This window comes from Flaviaestuariibacter amylovorans, assembly GCF_039541815.1.
Taxonomy (GTDB): Bacteria; Bacteroidota; Bacteroidia; order Chitinophagales; family Chitinophagaceae; genus Flavisolibacter; species Flavisolibacter amylovorans.
The window spans coordinates 30,003-52,601 of sequence record NZ_BAABGY010000015.1 but is presented as its reverse complement, the minus strand read 5'-3'; the positions used below and the strand labels follow the sequence as shown (position 1 = coordinate 52,601).

The following is a 22,599-nucleotide window of genomic DNA, read 5'->3' as shown; positions in this document are numbered from 1 at the left end:
GATGTTTGAAGTTCTTCAGGCGGAGCTTTCCTTCCAGGTTGTTGCTATAGGTAAAGCGAAGCAGCTTTTGCTTTCAGAAGAAGATTGGTAGGTCCGGCAACGCTAAAAGACCGGAGGTACAAACCTGAAAAGCACACGCTGCTTTAAGCGACCTAACTTCAAACTTTAAACTTCAAACTACAAACTCCATCTCTCCGTGGCCTGCTTTTTATCTTTATGCAGAACAAAATCGTGGAAGCTATGCCGTTAACCGTCCGCCGGGCCATCGAGCTCATTGGGCTTTATTTCCTGGGAATGATCATCATTGCCGGGCAGGATATCCTGGCGCCCCTCATCCTGGCGTTTTTCCTGGCCATCATGCTGCTGCCGCTCTACCGCTGGCTGCGCCGCCGCAAGCTCCCCGACATGCTGGCCATCGGCCTCAGCCTGTTGGCGCTCATCATCGCCGTCGGCCTCCTCGTCTGGTTCTTCTCGGCACAGCTCACCAACCTGATGTCCGACTTCCCGGTGATCAAGCAGAACGTGCGGCTCCACCTCAATACGTTCAGCCAGTGGATCAGCGAGCGCTTCGGGTACTCCACCGCCAAGCAAACGGCGCTGATCACCGACCAGAACGAGAAGCTGATGAACGTCGCCACCGGATGGGCCCAGGGAGCCGCTTCGTCGATCACCGGCATCCTGGTATTCGTGGGCCTGCTGCCGATCTATATCTTCCTGCTGCTGTATTACAAGAATCTGCTCATCCGCTTTATTTTCCTCTGGTTCCCGAAGCCCGATCACGCCAAGGTGGAAGAGGCCGTGCGCGAATCGGAGATCATCATCAAGAGTTACCTCGGCGGGCTGCTCATCCAGATCGCCTACATCACGGTGCTGCTCGGGGGCATCCTGCTCGTGATCGGCATCAAGCACGCCATCCTCATCGGTGCCATCTTCGCGCTGCTCAACCTCATTCCCTATGTGGGCGCGCTCATCGGCAACCTGATCGGTGTGCTCATCACGCTTTCCTCGTCCCAGGAGCTCTGGCCGATCCTTGCGGTGCTCGGCACCATCGCCTTCGTGCAGTTCCTCGACAACAACATCCTGATGCCGCGCATCGTGGGCTCCAAGGTGCGTATCAACGCGCTGGCTACCATCGTGGGCGTGATCCTCGCGGGCGCGCTGGCGGGCATCTCGGGCATGTTCCTCTCGTTACCCATCATCGCCGTACTCAAGATCGTGTTCGACCGCAGCGAGAGCCTGCGGCAGTGGGGCGTGCTGCTGGGCGACGAGCGGCCCCGCCAGAGCCCGATGCGCCTGCCCATCCTGCGCCAGAAGAGCCGGAAGGTGCAGGATGCGCTGAAGCGCCAGAACGACATCGAGCCCACCGACCCTAAGCAGGTGGATGAAAAACGGCAGGCTAAGGACGACGGCGCCGGCAGAAAAGAGGGCGAGCTTTAGTCTTTGCGTACGGGAAACACTTTGTGGGCGCGGCTTTTCGGGCCGCCGCCGCCGGTAAGCGTATACCCATAAAAGGCATAATTAACCGCGCCGTGCAGGCCGCCGGATGCCATTGTTTATGTACCTTAGATCAAGAGAACAACTGCTACCACCGATCGGCTTTACTGCTTTCCCCTCCCTTTTCCCTTTCAGAACCGACTGCTTGCGTTTGGATAACCAAAAACGCCCCCCTGCTTATGACTGCGAGTAAATACATCATTTACGTGGAGGACGACCCGGACGACGTGCTGCTGCTGCGCGAAGCGTTCACCGGCATCGACGACTACGACCTGCTTAGCCTCGAGAACGGGGCCGAGCTCCTGCGCTACCTCGATGACGCCATTCACCTCCCGAGCCTCATCATCCTCGACATCAACATGCCGGTGCTCAACGGCCGCGAAACGCTGAAGCTCCTGAAGCAGCACCCGGTCTATTCCGGGATCCCCGTGGTCATGTTCTCCACCGGCAGCCACGCGAGCGAGATCGTGTTCGTATCGGCCTACAAGACCGACCTCGTGGTAAAGCCCTATGATTTCAACTCGCTGCGCCATACCGTGCGTCACCTCGTGTCCTATGCGATGAAGGCGGGATGACCCATCCCCCCGACCAGCGCTACGCGCGCAACCTTCACTTCGCTCGTTTGTCCAAAGGGAAGGGGTGACTCTGTGGGACGGAACTACAGTAGATATCGTTACTAAAGCTGAAGATTCAACAATATAAAACCCCGACATCCGAGATGTCGGGGTTTCTCTTTTTTGTAGCGTGACGGCATGCCGCCTTGGCGCCTGCTTGTTACGACCATTCAACCTAAATGAAAGCCAGCGTCAAATGAGTTCATTTCAACTTGAGTCACCCCTCTGCCCCGGAGAGGGGCCGGGGGGTGAGGTTGGGGCGGGGGATGGGTCACCACCCGAGCCAGCGCAGGAGGCCGCCGTTGCGGCGTTGGGCAGACTTACTGACCGCGGCATAGGAGGCGTCGGGTGCCGGGCGCGGATCCGTTTTGTCGAGGGCGCTCCAGTCGCGGTAAGAGGTGCCGGTGAGCTCGCCCAGGTGCTTCAGCTCCTCGGCCCGGCGCTTGCGCACGGTCTCCAGGTAGTTCGTGGAATCGGCGCATTGAAACGGGCCTTTAGCGGGATGCGTGAGCACGTAGCGCGCCTGGAAGGGTTCCTTGTTCGGCGTTACCTGGAAGATGAGGTCCTGCGGGAAGCTGCGGCGGTTGTAGCGGAAGTGCAGGCGCGTAAAATGCACGTTGTCGTTGCCTTCCGGCGGGGCGCCGCGCCGCGGGCTGATCCACCACACGCCGGCCTGCACGAGGTCGTGCGCTGCGGGCGCCTCCGACACGCAGGGGTCGCACTTCACGTAGTTGCTCGGGCTCACGTCCCAGGCATATTCGAGCAGGCCCAGCGCGCGTCCTTCGCGCTCCCAGCGGCGCTCGAAGGCTTTTGCATAGAAGCGTCCGAAATCCTGCTGCACAAACTCGGGGATCGTTTGTCCCGTTGGCATCGGCACGGTGCGGTAGTTGGTGCACTCCACGCGCCCCTTGCGGCTCAGGGCATACACGAGGAGGTCCTGGTCGCCGTCGGCGTTGGCCATGCCGAGGCGGATCGGGAGCATGAACTTCGGGGAGCTGAACTCGATCTGGATCGGCCGCAGGAAGTTGTTTTGAATTTTCTTCAGCTCCTTTTCGTTCACCTTCACCACGAAGAACTTCAGGTTGGATTTGATATAGGGTTCGAGCACCTCTTCGGCGCCTTCGGGAATGTGGTAGCCGTTCTCGTCGAGCCAGGTGCGGAGGCCTGCCGATTCCTGCGCGCTCAGGATCAGGATGTCGTATTCGCCCACCACGTACTGCGCTTCAATTTTGACCCTGCCGGTGCTTTTCGTTGCGTCCGCTGAACGGCGCCTTACGCCCATGGAAGTGACCACCGTTTCTTCGAGGTCGTACCGCCGGCAGGGATCCTGGTCGAAGTACTCCACGAGCCGCGGCTTGCTGTAGTCGTTGAGCCGCGTGAAGATGCCGGGATCCACCACGCGGATGTCGCTCTTCTGTAGTACTACGGGTACGGGTACCACCATCGCAAAGTCCTTGAAGTCGCCCTTGAAGTCGTTGTACATCGTGATGGAGTTGCGCTCGCCGTCGCGCACCATGATCACTTGAGACGTCTTGTTCTTGAGGGTGCCGTCGGCCTTGCTTACGTAAAAGCCGCAGAAAGCGAGCGCCTGCAGCCCGAGTCCGAGCCCGATGAGCACGATGGCGCCTTTGCGCAGCCCCGTAGGAATACGGAGGCGCAGCAGCCAGGCCACCGCCGGAAAGCGCAGCGCCGTTGCCCGCCATTCAAAGCCGGCGGCGGGATATAGCCGGTCGAACAGGGGCACGAGGGGCGCCGCGGCCACGAGCACGAGGAGCGGCGTGTTGTACCACCAGCGGTAGGCCGAGAGGTAGAAGGCGCCCGCGCCCACGATGATGCCGAAGGCGATGCGGGCCAGCGGGTGCGCCGGGGTGCTGCGCGGGTCGGAGATCATGAAGAAGGTAAAGAGCAGCAGGCTGCCGGTGGCCAGCGTGTGGGCGAAGTGATCGGCGGGCCAGCCCAGCACGCCGAGCTGCCGCCAGGCGGTGAGGCCCGCGAAGGCGAGGAGAAAGGCAAGGCTCACGTCGAGCTTTTGCACGCGCGTTACCACGATGGTGCCGAGCGTGAGGAGGAAGAAGAACAGCACCGCGTTGCTGCCCCATTGGGCCGGCGAAAGCCAGGCGTCGCCGCTGAAGAGCAGCACCGCTACGATGCCGAAGGCCGAGGGGTTGAAGAAGTGCCGGCCCCGGACGCGGAACACGTACTTGGAGCCGACGGTGCAAAACGCCGCGAGCGCGCTGGTGAGCGGGCTGTTGCAGCGCAGGAGCAGGCAGAGGCTGAGGGCGCTGATGAGCACGCTGAAGCCCCAGCTGCCGAAGCCCTGCGCGCCCCGCAGGGGGATCGGGCGCCGCTGGCGGATGCTTTCGAAGGCCCATTGGAGCAGCCCGCAGCCGCCGATCGAGATCGCCAGGTGGAACGCCGGGATGCGCCAGCCGAGCCAGAAGAGGCCGTACAGGAGAAACAGCAACTGGAAGCCGGCCTGGAACCAGCGGGGATCGAGCGAGGGCAGTCGTTTCATAGCAGGTGTTTTAAAAGAGATGAAGCGCAGGGTGTATTTGCACAAGCCGCATTGATACAGGCAGCAAAAGCGGGTGCTTCGCTGCAAGCAGGGGCTGCTTTCACCGGGAAACGAATTTGTTCCTGGCTTATTTCGCCACGGTAAAGAAGAATGATGGTTGGCAAACGCATCCTGCACGGGTCGCAATTGGTTGCTTTCCATTTTTTAGCTCGAGATGCGCCGGGTTTGCCTGCATCCGTCATCCGTTCCTGCGCCTGTCAGGGCTGAGCTCCCTGAAGCTGCGCGGTTCAAAACTTAATAGAGAAATAACCGACGTGGCACCGCCTTTGGAGGGATATACGCCCTAATCTATTGTACGTATGAAGCTGGATAAAGTGATTGAAGGAGGCCTGGCCGGTGTGTCGACCCTGGCCCTGCTGCAGGAAACCCTGCACGGCATCGATGGTCATATGCCGCGGGCACTGCCCCTGGTGAAGAAGTGGAAGAAGCAAAGCAAGAAGGGGGGATCGCCCTCCTCGGAGCTGTTCGTTCAGCTCGCGGGCGAGTTGCTGGCCGGTGCCGCTTTCTTCGGGCTTGCCGGTATCGGCCGGAGGAAGAACGCGGTGCTCCGGGGCGCCCTGCTGGGTGCGGGTGCAGGCGTGGCGGCTGCTTTCCTTCAGAACGATGAAGACAAGGCGGGCGACGTGGTGCTGCCACAGGATAAGCGTCGGCAGCTGCTCCAGCGCCTGCTCACCGTAGGCCTCTATACCGCCGGTGGCGTGCTTGCCGGAACCGCCGTGCAGAAGCTCGATGGCAAGAAGCTCCGGAAGATGAAGAAGAAGGCCAAAGCCCTGAAGCGGAAGAAGAAGTAATGTGCTAATGGGGTAATGTGCTAATGGGGTAATGCCGCGAGTGCTGATGGTAATGGGGTCTTGCGATTACTGATGCTGGCGACAAACACCTGAATACATACCTGAATGGCACCTCGCGTTGATGTTCATACGGATATCCGCAGGCAGGAGCATTACCCCCGGGGTGCGCCAAATCGGAAAGAGGGCGGTAGCGGTCGGCTGCAGCCCTCTTTCCGATATCCGTCATTCGATATCCGTTATTCCTCAGCCTTCCCGGCTCGTATCGGGGCGCGGCTTCGGGCTTGCGTCCTCCGGGTTTTGCGGGGCGGCCACCTGCTGGTCGGTCTGCGGGGCCAGCGGCGTTTCCTCGTCCGGGTTGAACGTATTCACCGAGGCGAAGCCCGGGGCGGGCGACTGCTCGTTGTTGCGCGCGGTTTCGTATTGCTTGTCTGCCATGATTTTTTGCTGATGATACCGAAAATGCTGTGCCACAGATGAAGGCGCGCGGCGCTGTGCTAGCTTCACCTGCAAAAGCACGTTATGCTCATCCGGAAGAATATCCTGTTGACCGGCTCCGAAGGGCGGCCCATGACCACCGATCTTTTTGTGCCTGATACCGCCGACACGCTGGTGATCTACACGCATGGCTTCAACGGTTTCAAGGATTGGGGCCGCTTCGACCTGGTGGCGCAGCAGTTTGCCGATTCCGGGTTTGGGTTCGTCAAGTTCAATACGGCGCACAACGGCACCACGCCGGAGGCGCCCGAAGACTTTGCCGACACCGAAGCCTACGGCCGCAACTGCTACAGCTTCGAGCTGGAAGACCTGCAGGCCGTCGTCGACTGGTGCCTGGATGAGCGCAACGAGTTCCTGGGTGGCCGCATGCGCCGGCTCTTCCTATTGGGGCATAGCCGTGGCGGGGGCGTGGTGCTGCTGAAGGCGGCCGACGAGCCGCGCGTAGCGGCAGTTGCCACCTGGGCCTCGGTGGCCAATGCCAAAACGCCCTGGGGAAGCTGGCCGCCCGGACGGATGCAGCAGTGGCGGGAGGCCGGCGTCGACTACTACAACAACAGCCGCACGGGGCAGCGGCTGCCGCTCTACTATAGCCTGTATGAGGATTTCGAGCGAAACCGCGAGCGCTTTGACATCCCGGCCGCGGTGAGCCGGCTGCGCATCCCCTTACTACTGTGTCATGGCACCCGGGATGAAGCGGTTCCGGTTAGCGCGGCTTACGCCCTGCGCGATGCCGCGCGCGACGCGGAGCTCTTCCTGGTGGAGTCCGATCACGTGTTCGGGCGCCGCCATCCCTGGACCGACGACCAGCTTCCCGAACCCATGCAGGCCGTCGTAGAACGCACGATTGCCTTTTTCAAAAAGATAACGGAAGCAGTATAAATACAGGTATTCAAAACGGCCGGGGAGTATCGCAGTTCGGCCTCTTTCCCATTAGCACATTAGCATATTAACCCATTAGCACATTAACCCAGCTCTTTCACATACCGCTTCCCGTCCGGGCTCGTAAAGCCCATCTTCCGGAGGAAGTCGGCGTGGTTGGCATGCGTCACGCTGTCGTACACCACGCGGCGCACGTTCTGGCGGAGGAGGAAGTTGCGGCCCTTGTCGAAGAGGAAGCGGCCCACCTTGTAGTCGCGGTACTTCGGAACGGTGTAGTTGACGCGCACGAGCGCGGTGCCGTCTTCTTCCACAGTGGCGACGAACAGGTTGGCGATGCCCATATCGCGCAGCACCAGGAAGCGCAGGTTGTGCCCGGCGCTTTCTTCGAAGCCGGGGAAATAGGCGTCGAGGTCCTTTTTGTAAAAGCTGCGGAATTTCTGCACCAGCGGGTCGCCGGTGGCGAAGGGCACGAGCTCGAAGTCTTCCTCGGTGCGGTAGCGGTATACCTTAAAGAGGTGCCATGCGTTGATGACCAGCAGGATGGTGTTGGTGAGGATCACCGGGAAAGCGCCGATGGCCGCGCCGTATACGATAAACGACAGGCAGCCCAGGGTGTTGAACCAGCGGAACTGCAGGTCGTTGCTCACCAGCAGCGACAGGGCCAGGAAAAGCGTAGCGAGGTAGCCAAGGTAGGCGGTCATGCGGTTGCGTTTTTACAAGAGGGCGGCAAAGGTAACACGATTGATCGCAGATCTAGGATGTGATGATCTCAGATCTGAGATCTCGCTTGTCGTGCGTCCGCAATAAATCTGAAATCGGAGATCACACATCTGACTCCAGATCACACTTCCGCGATCACCGATCTGAGATCCCTCGCTGGCTTTCTTCGCGGGCGATAGGTGCCCTTGAACAGCAGGCGCAGGCTCTGGTCGTGCGCGAAGTAGTGGAATACCCAGTTCACGAATACCTGCAGCTTGTTCTTGACACCCACCAGCTGAAGCAGGTGAAAGCCCATCCAGGCTAACCAGGCGGCGAAGCCACCGAAATGCGCGCCCTTCAGCGGGAAGTCGTCCACCACGGCCTTGTTGCGGCCCACGGTCGCCATCGTGCCGGGATCCTTGTATTCGAAAGCGCGCGGCCGGCCATCGGGGCGGCTCCACTGCCCGAGGTTGTGCACGAGGTTGTCGGCATGCTTCAATGCTACGTTGCACACCTGCGGCTGGCCATTGGGATAGGCCGGCGTTTCCATATAGGCGAGGTCGCCGATGGCGAAGAGGTTGTCGAAGCCCGGCACCCGGTTGTGGCGGTCTACCCGGATGCGGCGGCCGCGCGTGAGCACGAGGTCGGGGATGCCGGCCGGCACGTTGCCCTGGATGCCGGCAGCCCACACCAGCAGTGCTGCCGGAACCCGGCGGCCGTCGTCGAGCTGCACCTCGTTGCCGTCGTATCCGGTCACGAAGGTTTCAGTGGCTACCTGCACGCCGAGGCCCTCGAGGTAGCGGCGGCTTTGCGCGCGGCTTTTGGGGCTCATGGCGTTGAGCGTATGGGCCGAGCCTTCGAGGAGGTGGATGTTCATCAGCGAGAAGTCGAGCTCCGGGAAATCCCGGGGCAGAATGCGCTCCTTCATCTCGGCGAGGGTGCCGCTCAGCTCCACGCCGGTGGGCCCGGCGCCGGCGATCACGATGTTGAGGAGGCGCTGCCGCTCTTCAGGATCCGTTGTTTGCGTGGCGAGCTCGAGGTTTTCGATGAGGGCGTGGCGGATGTTGAGGGCTTCCACGGTGCTCTTCATGGGGTAGGCATACTGCTCGAGGTCGGGGCGGCCGTAGAAGGAGGTGCTGCAGCCGGTGGCGAGCACGAGGTAGTCGTAGGTAAGCGCGCCGGCATCGGTGAGGAGGCGGTTCTGCGCCGGCTGCACCTCCTGCACGTGGGCGAGGAGCACCTGCACGTTGCGCGCGCGGCGGAACACCTTGCGGAGGGGGAAGGAGATATTGCTGGGGTCGAGGCCGGCGGTGGCAACCTGGTAGAAGAGGGGCTGGAACTGGTGGTGGTTGAACCGGTCGACTAGGGTGACGCGGAAGCGGGGATCGTTTTGCAGCCGGCGGGCGAGGCGGAGGCCGCCGAAGCCGGCGCCGACGATGACGAGGTGTTTCATAATGCGGGCGAAGCCACAGGGCTTCTTTTTCAATAAGGAAAAGATCGAACGCCGGAACTAAGGTAGCCTGGTGCTGCTGCGGTGCGTAGGGAAGGCTGTATGAACCCGCGTTTCGGGGGCGGGAATCGGGAATGGGGGAGCGGGGAGGGGGTGAGCGGGGGAGCGTTGAGGCATGAGGTGGTCGTTCCCGGAGAATGGGCAATCCTCCTTGATCCAGGGCGTACCGGATGTTCGCCACGACGAAGGCATCCCGGGCGTCTGCGCCATGTGCGCAAGGGATGTGCGCTTGGCAGCCCCGGAGCAATGATCCAACGAAGGATGTGATCCCTTTCCCTAGAGCGCCGGATGCCGCCAGACGCCATTTGTCTTCTTGACCCCTCCGCGATGCTTTTAGCGGGCACCCCTACGGGGTGCGGTTTCCTTTGATTTACCGTATTTCTACCGAGCGGGCACCCCTACGGGGTGCTGGAATCTTTTTGCTTCACTAATAACCTGTTGGGATGACGTATGATTGACACTTGTGTGCATGTGTTGCGCCGGTGGTGATGCCTTTGGCGCAGATGCTTGGTCTGCGGATTTCCAGGTCGGATCTGCCTCCGAGCGGGCACCCCTACGGGGTGCTGGAATCTTCTGCTGCACTAATAACCTGTTCGGATAACGTATGATTTACAGTTGTGTGCATGTCTTGCGCCGGTTGCGAAGCCTTTGGCGCAGACGCCTGGGGTGCCTACATCGCAAAAGCCATCGATTCAACATCGACCACCCCGACAAATGATGCGGCATTAACGAATGCTCCTCACCCGCTCACTTGCTCACCCGCTCATTTGCTCACCCGTTCACCCGCTCACCCATTCCCGGTATCCCATTTGCTTATTCCCCTCTACGTGTCTTGTTAAAGCGGAGGAACCAGGCTGTTAAATTAAATATGGCCGGGCTTGGCGCCCATCGGAAAAAGGTAATATTGTGTACCTCCTGCCCGTGCCGGGGGAATCCAACCGCACCTATGTTCCTGAAAACCGCCTTCATCGTCCTGATCGCCGCCGCTTCCAAGACGCGTGCCAATGCGCAAACCATGAGTGTACCCACGCACGATAGTACCGAGATCGCCTTTGCCAGTGATACGCAGGCCCCGATGTGGGTCGAAACGATCCTGCTCAAATACAACCGCAACCGCACCGCCACACGCATGCTGTTTTCCGACGTGGCGCGCCGCAAGCCGCAGGCCCTGTTCATCCTCGGCGACGTGGTGAACCTCGGCTACAGCAGCCTCCAGTGGAAGCCCATGGACCGCTACCTGCAGCACCTCCGTGACACGGGCATCGCCGTACACGGCATCCTCGGCAACCACGAGGTGATGGGCCGCCCGCGCAAGGGCCAGCGCAAGTTCCAGCAGCGCTTCCCCGACCATGTGCCGACGGGCTATGTAAAGGTGGTCGACTCGGTGGCCGTGGTGCTGCTCAATTCGAATTTCAACACCCTCACCCGCGAAGACAACGAGCTGCAGCAGACCTGGTACGAGCAAACGATGAAGGAGCTCGATGCCGACCCGAACGTGCAGTTCACGATCGTGAGCTGTCACCATTCGCCTTTTACCAACAGCCGCATCGTGCCTGCCAACAAGACCGTGCAGGAGCGTTTTGTGCCGGCCTACCTGAAGGCGAAGAAAGCGAAGCTGTTCCTCTCCGGCCACTCGCACAACTACGAGCACTTCCGCCGCGGCGGCAAGGACTTCCTTGTGATCGGCGGCGGTGGCGGGCTGCACCAGCCGCTGCGTCCCGGCGCCGATGAGATGAACGACGAGGCGCACGACTACAAGCCGATGTTCCACTACCTCACCGTAAAGCGCGAGGAGGGCCACCTCGTGGTGCTCTCGCACCAGCTCGAAGGCGACTTCAGCACCTTCGGCAGCGGTCGCTCCCTGTCCATCAAAAAAGAAAGCGAGCAGGTGCTTGATGTAGCTCCTGCCCGCCTCGTTACGAAGTCAGATTAATTCAGGGGAATCAGTAGCGGTTGCCACCGCCGCCGTAGCCACCGCCTCCGCGGTTGCCACCACCACCATAGCCGCCGCCACCGCCGTAGCCGCCACCGCCTCCGCGGTTGCCGCCACCACCGTAACCGCCGCCACCGCTGTTGCCGCCGCCGCCGTAACCACCACCCCCACCGGGGCGATAGGGACGCTGGCCACCGCCGCCTCCGCCGCCACCCGGGCGGTCTTCGGCCTTCTTCACAACCAGTTGCTTCTTACCAAAGGCGATGTCTTTCAGGTGTTCGATGGCATCGTTGCCGTCTTCTTCATTCTGCATTTCCACGAACGCAAAACCGCGGCTCTTGCCGGTCTCTTTATCGATGGCCACCTTGGCCGAAACGAGGGGACCGAATTTTTCAAAGATTTCCGTCAGCTCCGCATCGTCCATATCGTACGGCAGGCCTGCTACAAAGAGTTTCATACTGTGAGATGTGGGATTAGAAAGTCAAATCTAAGCAACTTTTGCTCCGCGCCGGCCCTTTTTGGCGCGATCGGTCAAAATCGGCGCGCCGGCCGCCGAAAAAGGCCCGTGGAAGCTCCACGGGCCTTTTGATGTAGGAGAAGGGAGGATTGCTTACAGGCGAACGGTCTCGTTGTAGGTCATCCACTTGCGGCCGCGTACCGACTGGAGCACCACCTTGCTGTCGGCGTTCTCGAGGGTGGCGTAGTAGGTGATGCCGGTCTCGTTCTTCACTTCGAACACGTCGGTGATCCAGCGCTTCTCCAGCGAGGGGCGCAGGCTGGCGCGGAGGGCGGCGGGCAGCTCCGAGGGGGCGAGCTGACGGGTGAGGGCTACCAGGGCGCCGTCGGTGTTGTAGAAGGCGTTGGCAGTCTGCCCGTCGAGGGTGAAGCGTACCTTGTAGAGGCCACCGGCGTCCGACCAGGCCACCTCGGTGGCGTTGGCGAAGCGGCTTTCGAAGGCAGCGGTTACCGTGGGGTCAATTTCATTTTCAGTGGCGCGGGCATTGTTGAAGAAGGTGCCGGCGAGGAGGCTGAGGGCGAGGAGGATCGTTTTCATGATGATTATTTTGAGTGGTTATGATTGATTGACCACACAAAGATGCCCCAACCTAAGGTACTATACAATACATAGTAGTATTAACAGCCAAATAGTATGGATGAACGGTAACAAACCGCGTTGAGTTGTAAAACGGAGGATCGGGAATGGTGCTATCCGGGACCGGAATGATAGGCAGGCGCCGGCCGGGAAAGCCGCTCTGAAAAGCGGTTCCGGGCCGGCGCCTGCACATTAATAGATTGATTACCAGTTTTTAGCGGCGAAAATTGGCGATCGGGCCTTCTTCCCGCACCACCGTATCGCGCCGCTCGTAGCGGTTGGGCAGCGTGCTCAGGAACACGGAGGCGAGCAGGCTGAGGGCGCCGAGCAGCAGGAGGCCGAGGATCAGCCCGTCCTGGGGCTCGCCATAAGTGGTCACGCGGTTGCCTTCGGTGAGCACGATGCGCTGGGCGGTAGAGCGGTAGATGGCATAGCCGATCGAAGCCAGTGCCAGAATGAGAAGGACCGGGGTCCAGGTACGCTTATCCATAGTCGTTATCTTTTCAACCGGCAGTAGGCAAAAGTGATACCAGACAATGTGCTAATGGGGTAATGTGCTAATGGGGTAATGTGCTAATGGGGTAATGGGGTAATAGGGGAATCGGATAATGAAGAAAGGCCCGGATCGCGTGGCGATCCGGGCCTCTTATTAGCACATTAGCACATTACCCCATTAGCACATTACTTCGAAGAGCGATTATACTTCTTCAAAAGCTCCTGCAGCCGATCGTGCGGGAGGGCGTAGATGATGTTGTTGTTGATGCCTTCCATGGTTTCGGCGGCCACGAGGGCGTTGATGATGGCTTCCTCGGTGGCGGTGGCCACGGCGCGGTAGAGGCCGTCGACGCGCTCTTTCGGGAGTGCGGTCCAGGTTTGGAGGGTGCCTTTGGCATTATCCGCAGGGGCACGGGTGGAGGCGGCCAGGAAGAGGTCGCCGGAGGAGTTGTAGCCATAGCCGCCGGTGCGGGCCACGCCGATGGAGGCGCGCTTCGCCAGCTGCTGCAGCTGCCCGGGCAGAAGCGGTGCGTCGGTAACGATCACCACGATGATGGAGCCGTCCTTCTTCTTCGGCGCGTCGTTGAACACCGGCATGAGGTCCTTGATCTCGGCGCCCACGGGCACGCCGGCGATCAGGAGGTCGCGGCGGCCGCCGAAGTTACCCTGTACGAACACGCCCACGGTATACGTAGTACTACTGTCGATGCGCACCGTGCGCGAGGCCGTGCCGGAGCCGCCTTTGAAGAGGAAGAGCGACATGCCGGTGCCGCCGCCCACGTTGCCTTCGGCGACGGGGCCGCTCCGGGCCGAGTCGAGCGCACTCCACACGTGCTCCTTCGTTACGTGCAGCCCGTTGATGTCGTTGAGCATGCCGTCGTAGGTTTCAGCGGCTACGGGCAGTCCGAAGGAGAAGTCGAAGGATCCCTGGCCGGGGAAGTTGCGGGTGCTCCAGGCGCCGATGGCGTCGCGCACTACGCCCACACTATTTGTGTTGGTGATGCCGATGGGGCCGTAGCCGAACCCGTATTCGTCGATCACGGTTGTGCCGGTCATCTCGCCGTCGCCGTTGAGGCAGAACCAGCCGGCAGGCCAGGCCCGGTTGCTGCGGCCCTGCGGCAGGATCACGGTGACGCCGGTGCGCACGGCGCCTTTACCGGCGGCGCCCGACACGAGTGTCTTGTAGCCTACAAGCACGCCGGGCACATCGGTAATGGCATTGTTCGGGCCCGGGCGCCCTTCAAACGGAACGCCGAGGTCGCGGGCGCGGGGCTTCTGCGCCGCGGCGGCCAGGGTGCCAAAGGATAGTAGAACTACGGATAGAAATCGCATGTAGGTGGTTTTGGCAAAAGTAAGGTTCCTGGCAGGCTCACCTTGCCCCGATGTATCAACCCGGCAAACGGCTGCATCAATCGTGTAGCGGCCCCCCGGCCCCCTGTCTCCGGCCCCCTGTCCCCCGAAGGGGGAACTTAGCTTGTTACTTTCTTTACATTAGCGAAGCCTTTCTCAGGATGGATCGGCAATAAATGTGTATGTACTTGTCTGATCACATGAATACATCTATTGGCCTGACGCCTTACGCACTTTCTATCGACTCATACACCCGCTTATCCGATTGCCCACTCAAACGCTAACGTAGAAAGCCCCGACACCGTCGGGGCTTTCTACGATACAACTTTTAGAAAAGGCCTTAACCAATAAAGTATGTCCGACCTAAGTTCCCCCTTCGGGGGGCCGGGGACAGGGGGCCGGGGAGCTACTTCTTCTTTCCCCAATTATCTTCCATCGCCTGGTAGCTTTCCTTCGACACGCTGCTCTTTTTGGCGCTCTTTGCCGTGCCGCTTTTCTTCTTCGCGTTGATATTGTTCACGAGCGAGTTCTTGACGCCCAGCTTGTTCTTTTTGGTACCACTCTTCTTCGCCGTGCTCTTTTTGGCAGCGGCCTTTTTGGGAGCAGCTTTTTTTGCGGCCGCTTTCTTCGGAGCAGCCTTCTTCGCCGCCTTCCTGGGTGCCGCTTTCTTTACCCCGCGCTTCGGCGCCGCCTTCTTGACGCCGCGCTTCGTGGCGGTCTTCTTGGGAGCGGACTTTTTCGATGCGGCCTTCTTCGGGGCCGACTTTTTTGTAGCTGTAGCCATAATGGGTTGTTTCCCGCTAGCGCCCCAATACCCGTGCCGTTCCGGTTTTGTTCATGCTTTTCGAGTCGGGTAATCCTTTCCATGCAACAATAGCGAAAGAACACGCCCCGAAGCCTCGGGGAATACGGATGTTGCAGAAGAGAACGGATTGTATCCGTAGTCATCCGTTCGATCCGTCCGATCCGTGTTCCTTCACTCGCGGTTCGAAGTAATAGTGGTCGTGGTTGGCGCACTTCGGATTGAAAGCGCTGCCGCAGCAAGGGCACGTGTATCCGCAACCGAAATACTCCCGGATCGTGAGCTCGTGCTTACAAACGCCGCACAGGATCGCCTTTGCCTCCCACTCCGCTTCGGGCCAGCGCTCCACGGCGTGCCCGGCCGCTTCCTCGTGGCAGTGGATGCAGGGATAGTAAGCATCGCAGCACCGGAACCGGATCGCGATGACGTCAAGCGCGGAGCGATAGTGCACACAGCGCGTCTCGGCATCCACCGGGATGCCTTTGATCGGAATGCTCATGCCCGCAAATTACGCAACCGATAAAAAGTTCAGGAGGGTTCGGATAGGTTCAGGAGGGTTTAGAAAGGTTGCAGGTACGGGAGATCACAGATCCGAAATCACATATCTGAGATCTCCCGGCGGCATGATTCTTTTCAGCCCTGCAGGCATGAACGTCCGTTCCATCAAAGAGACCTGTCTGTACGTGACCGACCTGGAGCGCTGCCGCGCGTTCTACGAAGGTGCGCTCGGCCTGCCGCTGCTCTCCCTGGTGCCGGGTCGCCACGTCTTCTTCCGCGCCGGTGCCTCGGTGCTCCTCTGCTTCGTGGCGGAGCAAACGGAGCGGGAGGTACACCTGCCGCCCCACGGCGCCCACGGCGTACAGCACTTCGCCTTCGAAGTGGCGCGGTCCGACTACGACAGCACCCGCTCCACCCTGTCGGCCGCCGGCATCCCCATCACCCACGACCACGAGTGGCCCAATGGCCGCCGCTCCTTCTACTTCTCCGACCCCGACGGCCACCTCGCCGAAGTGGTGGAGGAAGGGCTTTGGGAGTAATGTGCTAATGGGGTAATGTGCTAATGTGCTAATGGGGTAATGTGCTAATGGGATGATGGAATTAGTAGTATGGTGGGGTGTGGATAAGGTCCTGACGACGCCGGCGAAGGCGGGGTTTTGAGTACAGGAGCATCCGGTAGGCACCTCCCACCTTGAGCGATCCCTTACCAATAGACCAATAAACCAATAAACCAATAAACAAATAAACAAATAGACCAATAAACAACATGCCCGGAGACGTACTCATACTCGGCGCCAGCCACCTCGCCCACCGGGTGCGTCTTCGCCTCGAGGCCGAGGGCTTTACGGTGACGCACAAGCCGCAGGGACTTTCCGAGTGGCGGGCCGACCTGCGCTCGCCGGTGCAGAAAGCTTCCATCCTGCTCGGCAACCTCGACCTTTCGCGCCTGGCCATGGCCTATGTGCTCGACGAAAGCGACGAGCAAAACCTCGAGATGATCCTCGCGCTGATCGGGCTCCACGAAACGATGCCCATCACCGCTGCGCTCTTCAACGAAAGCCTGATCCCGCACCTGGAGGCGGCGCACCCGAAGATGCGTATCCTCAACCCGGCCCGCCTCGCCGCACCTGCTTTCGTGGAGGCGCTCTACGCAACCCAGCAGCGCCCCGTACGACCGGTGGTGCTGCGCCCGCCCGAAAGCCTGGGAAACCCGCCGCGCGACAAATTGATGCCAGGGCTCGCCGCTTCCTTCCTCGCCGTCATGCTGGGCTGCACCGTGTATTTCCGCTATGCCGACGGGCTCAGCTGGATCAACTCGTTTTACTTCGTCATGGTCACCGTCACCACCGTGGGCTATGGCGATATCAACCTGCTGGGCACCAGCGTCGCCAGCAAGCTGATCGGGGTCGGACTCATCCTCTCGGCTACGGTCTTTATCTGGCTCATCTTTTCCCTGAGCATCGACAACATCGTCAAGAACCGCCAGGAGCGGGCGCTCGGCCATCGCCCTTACCGCTACCGCAACCATGTGATCCTCTGCGGCCTCGGCCGGTTCGGTTATTATATCGCCGAGGAGCTCTACCGCCGCAAGGAGCGCTTCATCATTATCGAGAAGGACGAAAAGGCGCCGCACCTCGAGTACCTGCGCCGGTACGGCGTGCCCGTGTATATCGGCGACGCCCGGCTGCCCCGGGTACTGAAAGCGGTGGCCGCCGCCAATGCAAGGGCGGTGATTTCCGTGGTCGACAACGACCTCGCCAACCTGGAGATCGGGCTCAACGCCCGCTCCCTCAAAGGGGATGTCCGCGTCGTGCTCCGCGTGTTCGACGATTCGGTGGCCGCCGTGCTGCGCAGCCAGCTCGACATCGATCTTTCGCTCAGCACCTCGGCACTGGGGGAGGCGGCCTTCGTGGCGGAGCTGCTCCAGGGGAAGCGCTCTTAAAAAGCTGTTTAACTTAAGTGGGCCTGCCGAAAGGCGGAAAGGGTCGGTGCACCGGCCCCGACGCATTAGCGCGGGGGCCCGCACGCCGTCGGCTGTAACCTTTGGCGCGGAGGCGGTGGGGGCTCAACGAAGAAGAAATCGTCAGCCCCGTAAACCGTGCTCGCATGGTCTGATCAGGCACCTCTGATATCCCCAAAAAGCCGCTCGGCTGCCGGGTCAGCGGTTTTTGTAGTAATGCGCCTGCAACAGGTGGCGCAAGAGTTCCGGCCGCTTTTTCGTATCCAGCAAGGCAGGGTACACCTGTTTGATAAACCGGTATACGGCAGGCGGCGACGTCACGTGTATTGCCCCGTTGAGGTGCAGCACCCACGGAAAGAGGTAGGCATCCTGCTCATAGACACTGTTGCGCAGGAGCAGCTCCTCGCCGCGGTCGTTGGTGAGCCGGATCGCCCGCGAGTTGCTGGTGGTGCTGATGATCCGCGGTCCGGATTGAAAATAGGCGCGCAGGAAGGCCGGATCGCTGTGCGGAACGCTGTCTACCAGGCGCTCGAGGCGGTCGAAGTCGATGTTGTTCTCCGGCAGGCTGAACGGCAGCGCGGAGATCTTGCCGCCACGCCCGACGGTGTTCCGGAACAGCCGCACTTCCGCACGCAATGCCTCGAGCTGCTTCGGGGTGAGCTCCAGATCCGAATAGCGCAGCCAGGAGGTAGTGTCGCCCAGGTTTTCGAGGGCGCGCAGCAAGCGGCCCACGGTGGCGCTGTCGATGCTGCCTGGGGCGCGGGCGAGCAGCGGTGCATGCTTGCTCCCCGAGCTGGTGGCATCCACCTGTTCAAAGGCGTCCGCAGCCGGCTCGTAGATCACGACGTCGCGGTAGGAATGAAAGCATCCGGAGCTGCCGGCTTCCAGCGTGAGGCGGGTGATCGGCGCAGTAAAGAAATCCGCCAGCTCCGCCTGCCAGTGCGTGCGGCGCAGGAAGCCGGTAACCGGACTGTAATAATACAGGCTGTCGTCGGGCATCTGGTAGGTGAAGCGACCTTCGGGCGATACCTGGAGCCTTCCGCCCGGCTTTTCTTCGAAAGGAAGCGTGTAGCGGTAGGTCCAATCGCTGCCGTCGTTCGTGCTGGTATAGATCCGGTTGCCGCTGACGCCGATGGCCTGTCCGTTGGCCGTGCCCAGGTACTCGGGCCTTACCTCCACCGCTTCGGGCACATAGTCGGCCACCCGGCCGTCCGCCCACATACGGGTCAGTTTTCCCGAGCCGAGCAGCAGCAACGATCCATCGTAGCAGGCGCCGTCGGTAACTGCGTAAGGCCCTTCGATCGTGCGCAGCGTAGCCAGGTCGGGTCCGGCTACCGACCAGCCATGCGCTTGCCGCAGAAACAGGGCGCTGTTCTGCGCATCGGTATAAAAGCCGGTACAGCCCGGCAGCGGCTGCCAATCCACGCTGTCGCGGCGCGAATAGAAGCTGAGCCCTTCCTGGCGTACGAGGTAGTACCGGCCCCAGAGGGCAACCGAACCGATGTCGGGCCGGCCTTCAGGGTTGGTCTTCCGGTATTTCTTCTGGTCGAGCGGGGTCGGTACCCAGGTCCAGGTGCGGCCGCCATCCGGTGTATAGCAGAGGCTGTTCCAGAGCGAGCCGATCAGGCCCTCCCGTGCGGTATTGAAAAAGAGCCTGGTGAAGCGCTGCTTGCGTTCCGGCGATTCAAGGGGCTCCCAGGTGCGCCCATGATCGCGGGTATAGGCAAAGCCGCTGCCGCTCACGCTGAGCCAGGCCTCGCCGTTGGGAAGGCTCGCCGCATCGTCTACCCAGCCGCTTTGCCCGAAGTCGTGCTTCGACCAGGTCTTTCCGCCATCCACCGTGCGGTAGATGAGGTTTTGCTGGTTGCCGTTATGAATGAAGCCGTACACGAAGCCGGTGTCGCGCCCGAAAAAGCAGGCCGATTCCAGCAGCGGAGCACCGATTCCCGAAGGGCCTTCCTGGGGCACAGGCGGCGCGGGTCGCCAGGGGGCTCCGGGGGCAGCCGCCAGGAGCACCTCGCCGGCGCGTGTCACCACGGCCACGGACCCGGCAGGACTCACACTGAGCCGTTGCGCATAGCTCTGGAGCCGGGGCAGCTGGGCGCTGGCAAAAAGAACGGGCAATACGGCGAGTGTGAGCAGGATCCTTCTCATAGTGCGTGCGTTAAAGATAAGACAGGCGGGGCCGCAGCCCCGCTGCGCCGCCTTGCCGGTTAAAAGCGATTCCGGGCTCACCGGGTAAAAAGGCCCTTCTACCCCGCTTCGCACCCCGTAGAACTAATGTGCCTCCGGAACGGGCTCCGGGCGCCGTACTTTTACATTGTCCTACGGAAAACGCCTCTAGCCCTTTTGATCTGAACCGACCCCTGAACGCCCTTTTAGCCTGAACCGACCGACCTTTTTGATCCGAACCGACCCCTTTTACAGCCCTTTTGACCGACCCGTCCGACCGCCTTTTGAATCCGACCTGTAGAAGCCCTTTTAATCCGAACCGTCCCGACAAAAAGATCCTGACCTTCCCTTTCGACCTCATCCGTCCCGACAAAAAGATTCCAGTATCCCTTTTGACCGCGTCCGTCCTACTGAAAGAGCCTGAACGTCCCTTTCAACCGCAACCGTTCCGACAAACCGTCCTTTGCAAGAACCGCAACCGTCCGACTTTTCTATCCAATCCTATGTACCGCTGAACCGTCCGTTTTTGATCCAAGTCAATTGAAAACCTGTGCCGGCCTTGCCGGACCGTGTATCTTCCCTTTGTCCTCTGAACCGTCCGGCTTTATGAATGTGAAAGCGCGTTTTCCGCGCTTTTTTCGTGCCCCTGGCCGCCGGGTGGGCCCTTTGTATGGCACGTGATTTACAGTTATCCGGCCCTATGACGCGACCCGCATCCACCGATATCATCCTCATCGGCGCCGGCATCATGAGCGCCACCCTGGGCGCCCTCCTCAAGCAGCTCGACCCGGCGCTCCGCATCCAGATCTTCGAGCGCCTCGACGCCGCCGCCACCGAAAGCTCCGATGCCTGGAACAACGCGGGTACCGGCCACTCGGCCTTCTGCGAGCTCAACTACACGCCCGAGCGCGAAGACGGCTCCATCGACACCTCCAAGGCCGTGAAGATCGCCGCACATTTCGAGGAGTCGAAGCAGTTCTGGGCCTACCTCGTGGAGCAACGCATCATCAGTCCACCCGAATCCTTCATCCGCCCGATACCACACATGAGCTTTGTGTGGGGCGCGAAGAACGTCGACTACCTCAGCCGCCGCTACAAGGCGCTGCACGATTGTCACCTCTTCCGCGAAATGCAGTACACCGAGGACCCTGCGCTCATCCGCCAATGGGTGCCGCTGGTGATGGAAGGCCGCGATGCATCCGAGCCGGTGGCCGCCACGCGGGTGGATATCGGTACCGACGTCAACTTCGGCTCGCTGACGCGCTGCCTCTTCGACTGCCTCCGTAAGGACGATAGGGTGGAGCTGCACTTCAACCACTCCGTGCTCGACCTGGAGCAGGTAGACGGGCGCTGGGAGGTATGGGTGAAAGACGAGGCGAACGGCGGACGGCGCAGCGTGTCGGCGCCCTTTGTCTTCATCGGGGCGGGGGGCGGCTCGCTGCCCCTGCTGCTGAAGTCGGGCATCCCCGAAGGGCAGGGCTATGGCGGCTTCCCGGTGAGCGGACAGTGGCTGCGCTGCACCAACGAGGAGGTGATCCGGCAGCATGCAGCCAAAGTGTACGGCACGGCTGCCGTGGGCTCGCCGCCGATGTCGGTGCCCCACCTCGACACCCGCTGGATCAAGGGCAAGCGCGAGCTCCTCTTCGGTCCTTATGCGGGCTTTACCACGCGCTTCCTCAAGCATGGCTCCGTGATGGACCTGTTCCGCTCGGTCAAGCTCAGCAACCTGCGCCCGATGATCTCCGCCGGGCTGCACAACATGCCGCTCACCAAGTACCTCATCGACCAGGTGCGCCTCACGCCCGAGGCACGCCTCGAGTCGCTACAGGAGTATTACCCCGGTGCCCGCATGGAAGACTGGGAGCTGGCCATTGCAGGCTACCGAGTGCAGGTGATCAAGAAAGACGAGGAGGAGGGCGGCGTGCTCGAGTTCGGCACTGAGGTCGTAAATGCCGCCGATGGCTCCATTGCTGCGCTGCTGGGTGCCTCGCCGGGAGCTTCTACGGCCGTGTCGATCATGCTGGAGCTGCTCAAGCGCTGCTTCCCCGGGCGCCTCGCGTCACCGGAATGGCAGCAAAAGCTCCGCGACATGATCCCATCTTATAACCAGGACCTCGGCAAGGACGCCGCGCTCCTGCAGTCGGTCCGTAGTTATACGGGACGGGTGCTTCAGATACAAGGCGCCGATGCGCCTAAGCCGTCATCTTCTTAGTAGCTGTTTCGTTGATTTGCTTTCGTAAGCGGTGAAGGAGTCGGCCGCACGCGGCCTCGGCATGCCCGAAGCTTCGGGGGCGCGGCGGCGCGACGAAGAAATGCAAGATGAATTCTGTCACTCATCGGTGTCGTTGCGTCGTCCCCCGAAGTTTCGGGGCGTCGCACCGGTGCGACAGGGGAAGTTGATCGTTTTGTTCGTTTTTCTCCGCGGCGCCGCGCCGCTGTGCCGCCGCGTGAAAACGACGCCGCTTGCGGCCTTCGCTAAGCTCCGGCCGACGGGGTGCAGCCTTCATGCCATAGGCTTCTGCCGAACGACTGTAGGGTTCGTGGAAGCCAAACCGGTTTCATTCAGCAACCACGTCAGCACATCATCCAAAGTCCGATACACAAAACGCGGAAAGACGACCCGGTGCTTCCGCGTTTTTGTGCGGCGCAGGGCCGGCGCCGGAATTTATTTTTCGGCTCCGCGGCGCCTGGCTGCGCGGAATCGTGTAGCCGCTAACCCTTACCGGTGCGGCGTTTCCACAAACCGGTCTTTTCCCGGATCTATTACGGGCGCACCAGGAGCAAGCGTTTCTTTTTGGCACGGTGTTTTCAAAATACTACCCGAACACCCTTTCAAAAATACTTTCAAACTACAGTGCGTTATGGATATGCAGCATCAATCGGGCGGCGAAAAAAGAAAGCGCAAGCCCCTCACCAAGCCGGTTCTCGTTTATTCCGTTAAGACCGGTCAGACCCCCTGCCACATTTACGACCGCGCCAATCGCAGTATCGGTGCGCCGATCTGGAAGGCACGGGCCTAACTCATACGGTCGCCGGGGCGCCGCGTGGGCTTCCCGTTCCGCTCCCCGGGACCTTCTCTTTCTTCCCCTTTATTTTTTGGCTGATCATGTGCCCGGCGCGCCTTGTAGAAATACGGGCCGGCACGGAACCCTTCGTTCCGCTCGCTCCCCGGACGCCAGGTGGCAACGGCACATTCCCTATAAAAACGAAAGAACCCCTCCCGCGTATGCAGGAGGGGT

The 22,599-nt window shown here is 60.9% G+C and carries 20 protein-coding genes; 9 read left to right on the top strand and 11 right to left on the bottom strand.

The window, feature by feature from the left end; genetic code table 11:
* Positions 1-240 precede the first annotated feature (240 nt).
* Positions 241-1,437, top strand: coding sequence for an AI-2E family transporter (locus ABD937_RS19845; RefSeq protein WP_345257654.1), 1,197 nt, complete (start codon positions 241-243; stop codon positions 1,435-1,437).
* Positions 1,438-1,673: 236 nt separating this feature from the next.
* The gene (locus ABD937_RS19840) at positions 1,674-2,069 is read left to right on the top strand and encodes a response regulator (RefSeq protein ID WP_345257652.1); all 396 of its coding nucleotides are present in this window, start codon (positions 1,674-1,676) and stop codon (positions 2,067-2,069) included.
* 310 nt (positions 2,070-2,379) lie between these two features.
* Here ABD937_RS19840 and ABD937_RS19835 read toward each other — a convergent pair whose 3' ends face one another.
* Positions 2,380-4,623 carry a DUF2330 domain-containing protein gene (locus ABD937_RS19835; protein ID WP_345257651.1) on the bottom strand — a complete coding sequence of 748 codons (2,244 nt, stop codon included), beginning with the start codon at positions 4,621-4,623 and terminating at the stop codon, positions 2,380-2,382.
* Positions 4,624-4,982: 359 nt separating this feature from the next.
* Between ABD937_RS19835 and ABD937_RS19830 the strand changes: the two genes are divergently transcribed.
* Positions 4,983-5,474, top strand: coding sequence for a hypothetical protein (locus ABD937_RS19830; protein WP_345257650.1), 492 nt, complete (start codon positions 4,983-4,985; stop codon positions 5,472-5,474).
* A 243-nt stretch (positions 5,475-5,717) separates the two neighbouring features.
* Here the strand turns inward: ABD937_RS19830 and ABD937_RS19825 are convergent, their stop codons facing one another.
* Complete coding sequence (locus tag ABD937_RS19825; RefSeq protein ID WP_345257648.1) at positions 5,718-5,909, bottom strand: hypothetical protein; 192 nt, start codon at positions 5,907-5,909, stop codon at positions 5,718-5,720.
* An 84-nt stretch (positions 5,910-5,993) separates the two neighbouring features.
* On the opposite strand from ABD937_RS19825, the gene ABD937_RS19820 reads away from it, so the two are divergent.
* Positions 5,994-6,848 (top strand): alpha/beta hydrolase family protein, encoded by an 855-nt coding sequence (locus tag ABD937_RS19820; protein ID WP_345257647.1) that lies wholly within the window; start codon positions 5,994-5,996, stop codon positions 6,846-6,848.
* 83 nt (positions 6,849-6,931) lie between these two features.
* Here the strand turns inward: ABD937_RS19820 and ABD937_RS19815 are convergent, their stop codons facing one another.
* On the bottom strand, positions 6,932-7,549 hold the full coding sequence (locus tag ABD937_RS19815; RefSeq protein WP_345257646.1) for a hypothetical protein: 618 nt from the start codon (positions 7,547-7,549) through the stop codon (positions 6,932-6,934).
* Between the two features lie 140 nt (positions 7,550-7,689).
* Positions 7,690-9,000 carry an NAD(P)/FAD-dependent oxidoreductase gene (locus tag ABD937_RS19810; protein WP_345257645.1) on the bottom strand — a complete coding sequence of 437 codons (1,311 nt, stop codon included), beginning with the start codon at positions 8,998-9,000 and terminating at the stop codon, positions 7,690-7,692.
* 1,003 nt (positions 9,001-10,003) lie between these two features.
* On the opposite strand from ABD937_RS19810, the gene ABD937_RS19805 reads away from it, so the two are divergent.
* Positions 10,004-10,990 (top strand): metallophosphoesterase family protein, encoded by a 987-nt coding sequence (locus tag ABD937_RS19805; protein ID WP_345257644.1) that lies wholly within the window; start codon positions 10,004-10,006, stop codon positions 10,988-10,990.
* A 10-nt stretch (positions 10,991-11,000) separates the two neighbouring features.
* On the opposite strand, the gene ABD937_RS19800 is transcribed toward ABD937_RS19805, so the two are convergent.
* The 6 genes from ABD937_RS19800 to ABD937_RS19775 form a co-directional block, all read right to left on the bottom strand.
* Positions 11,001-11,447 carry an RNA recognition motif domain-containing protein gene (locus tag ABD937_RS19800; RefSeq protein WP_345257643.1) on the bottom strand — a complete coding sequence of 149 codons (447 nt, stop codon included), beginning with the start codon at positions 11,445-11,447 and terminating at the stop codon, positions 11,001-11,003.
* Between the two features lie 153 nt (positions 11,448-11,600).
* Positions 11,601-12,044, bottom strand: coding sequence for a hypothetical protein (locus ABD937_RS19795; RefSeq protein WP_345257641.1), 444 nt, complete (start codon positions 12,042-12,044; stop codon positions 11,601-11,603).
* A 253-nt stretch (positions 12,045-12,297) separates the two neighbouring features.
* Positions 12,298-12,573 carry a hypothetical protein gene (locus ABD937_RS19790; RefSeq protein ID WP_345257640.1) on the bottom strand — a complete coding sequence of 92 codons (276 nt, stop codon included), beginning with the start codon at positions 12,571-12,573 and terminating at the stop codon, positions 12,298-12,300.
* Between the two features lie 191 nt (positions 12,574-12,764).
* Positions 12,765-13,910: a DmpA family aminopeptidase gene (locus ABD937_RS19785; protein ID WP_345257639.1), complete on the bottom strand. Its 1,146-nt coding sequence runs from the start codon at positions 13,908-13,910 to the stop codon at positions 12,765-12,767.
* Positions 13,911-14,334: 424 nt separating this feature from the next.
* Positions 14,335-14,712 carry a histone gene (locus tag ABD937_RS19780; protein ID WP_345257638.1) on the bottom strand — a complete coding sequence of 126 codons (378 nt, stop codon included), beginning with the start codon at positions 14,710-14,712 and terminating at the stop codon, positions 14,335-14,337.
* A 160-nt stretch (positions 14,713-14,872) separates the two neighbouring features.
* Positions 14,873-15,229, bottom strand: a complete 357-nt coding sequence (locus ABD937_RS19775) for a CHY zinc finger protein (protein WP_345257637.1) — start codon at positions 15,227-15,229, stop codon at positions 14,873-14,875.
* Between the two features lie 148 nt (positions 15,230-15,377).
* Here ABD937_RS19775 and ABD937_RS19770 point away from each other — a divergent pair, with 148 nt between their 5' ends.
* Both ABD937_RS19770 and ABD937_RS19765 read left to right on the top strand, forming a co-directional pair.
* Positions 15,378-15,767: a VOC family protein gene (locus ABD937_RS19770; RefSeq protein WP_345257635.1), complete on the top strand. Its 390-nt coding sequence runs from the start codon at positions 15,378-15,380 to the stop codon at positions 15,765-15,767.
* 227 nt (positions 15,768-15,994) lie between these two features.
* Positions 15,995-17,170 (top strand): potassium channel family protein, encoded by a 1,176-nt coding sequence (locus ABD937_RS19765; RefSeq protein WP_345257634.1) that lies wholly within the window; start codon positions 15,995-15,997, stop codon positions 17,168-17,170.
* 216 nt (positions 17,171-17,386) lie between these two features.
* On the opposite strand, the gene ABD937_RS19760 is transcribed toward ABD937_RS19765, so the two are convergent.
* Entirely contained in the window at positions 17,387-19,342 is a 1,956-nt protein-coding gene (locus tag ABD937_RS19760) for a WD40/YVTN/BNR-like repeat-containing protein (RefSeq protein ID WP_345257633.1), read from the bottom strand.
* A gap of 718 nt (positions 19,343-20,060) precedes the next feature.
* Between ABD937_RS19760 and mqo the strand changes: the two genes are divergently transcribed.
* Both mqo and ABD937_RS19750 read left to right on the top strand, forming a co-directional pair.
* Positions 20,061-21,572: a malate dehydrogenase (quinone) gene (gene mqo, locus ABD937_RS19755; RefSeq protein WP_345257632.1), complete on the top strand. Its 1,512-nt coding sequence runs from the start codon at positions 20,061-20,063 to the stop codon at positions 21,570-21,572.
* A 649-nt stretch (positions 21,573-22,221) separates the two neighbouring features.
* On the top strand, positions 22,222-22,380 hold the full coding sequence (locus ABD937_RS19750; protein ID WP_345257630.1) for a hypothetical protein: 159 nt from the start codon (positions 22,222-22,224) through the stop codon (positions 22,378-22,380).
* The last annotated feature ends 219 nt before the right edge of the window (positions 22,381-22,599 follow it).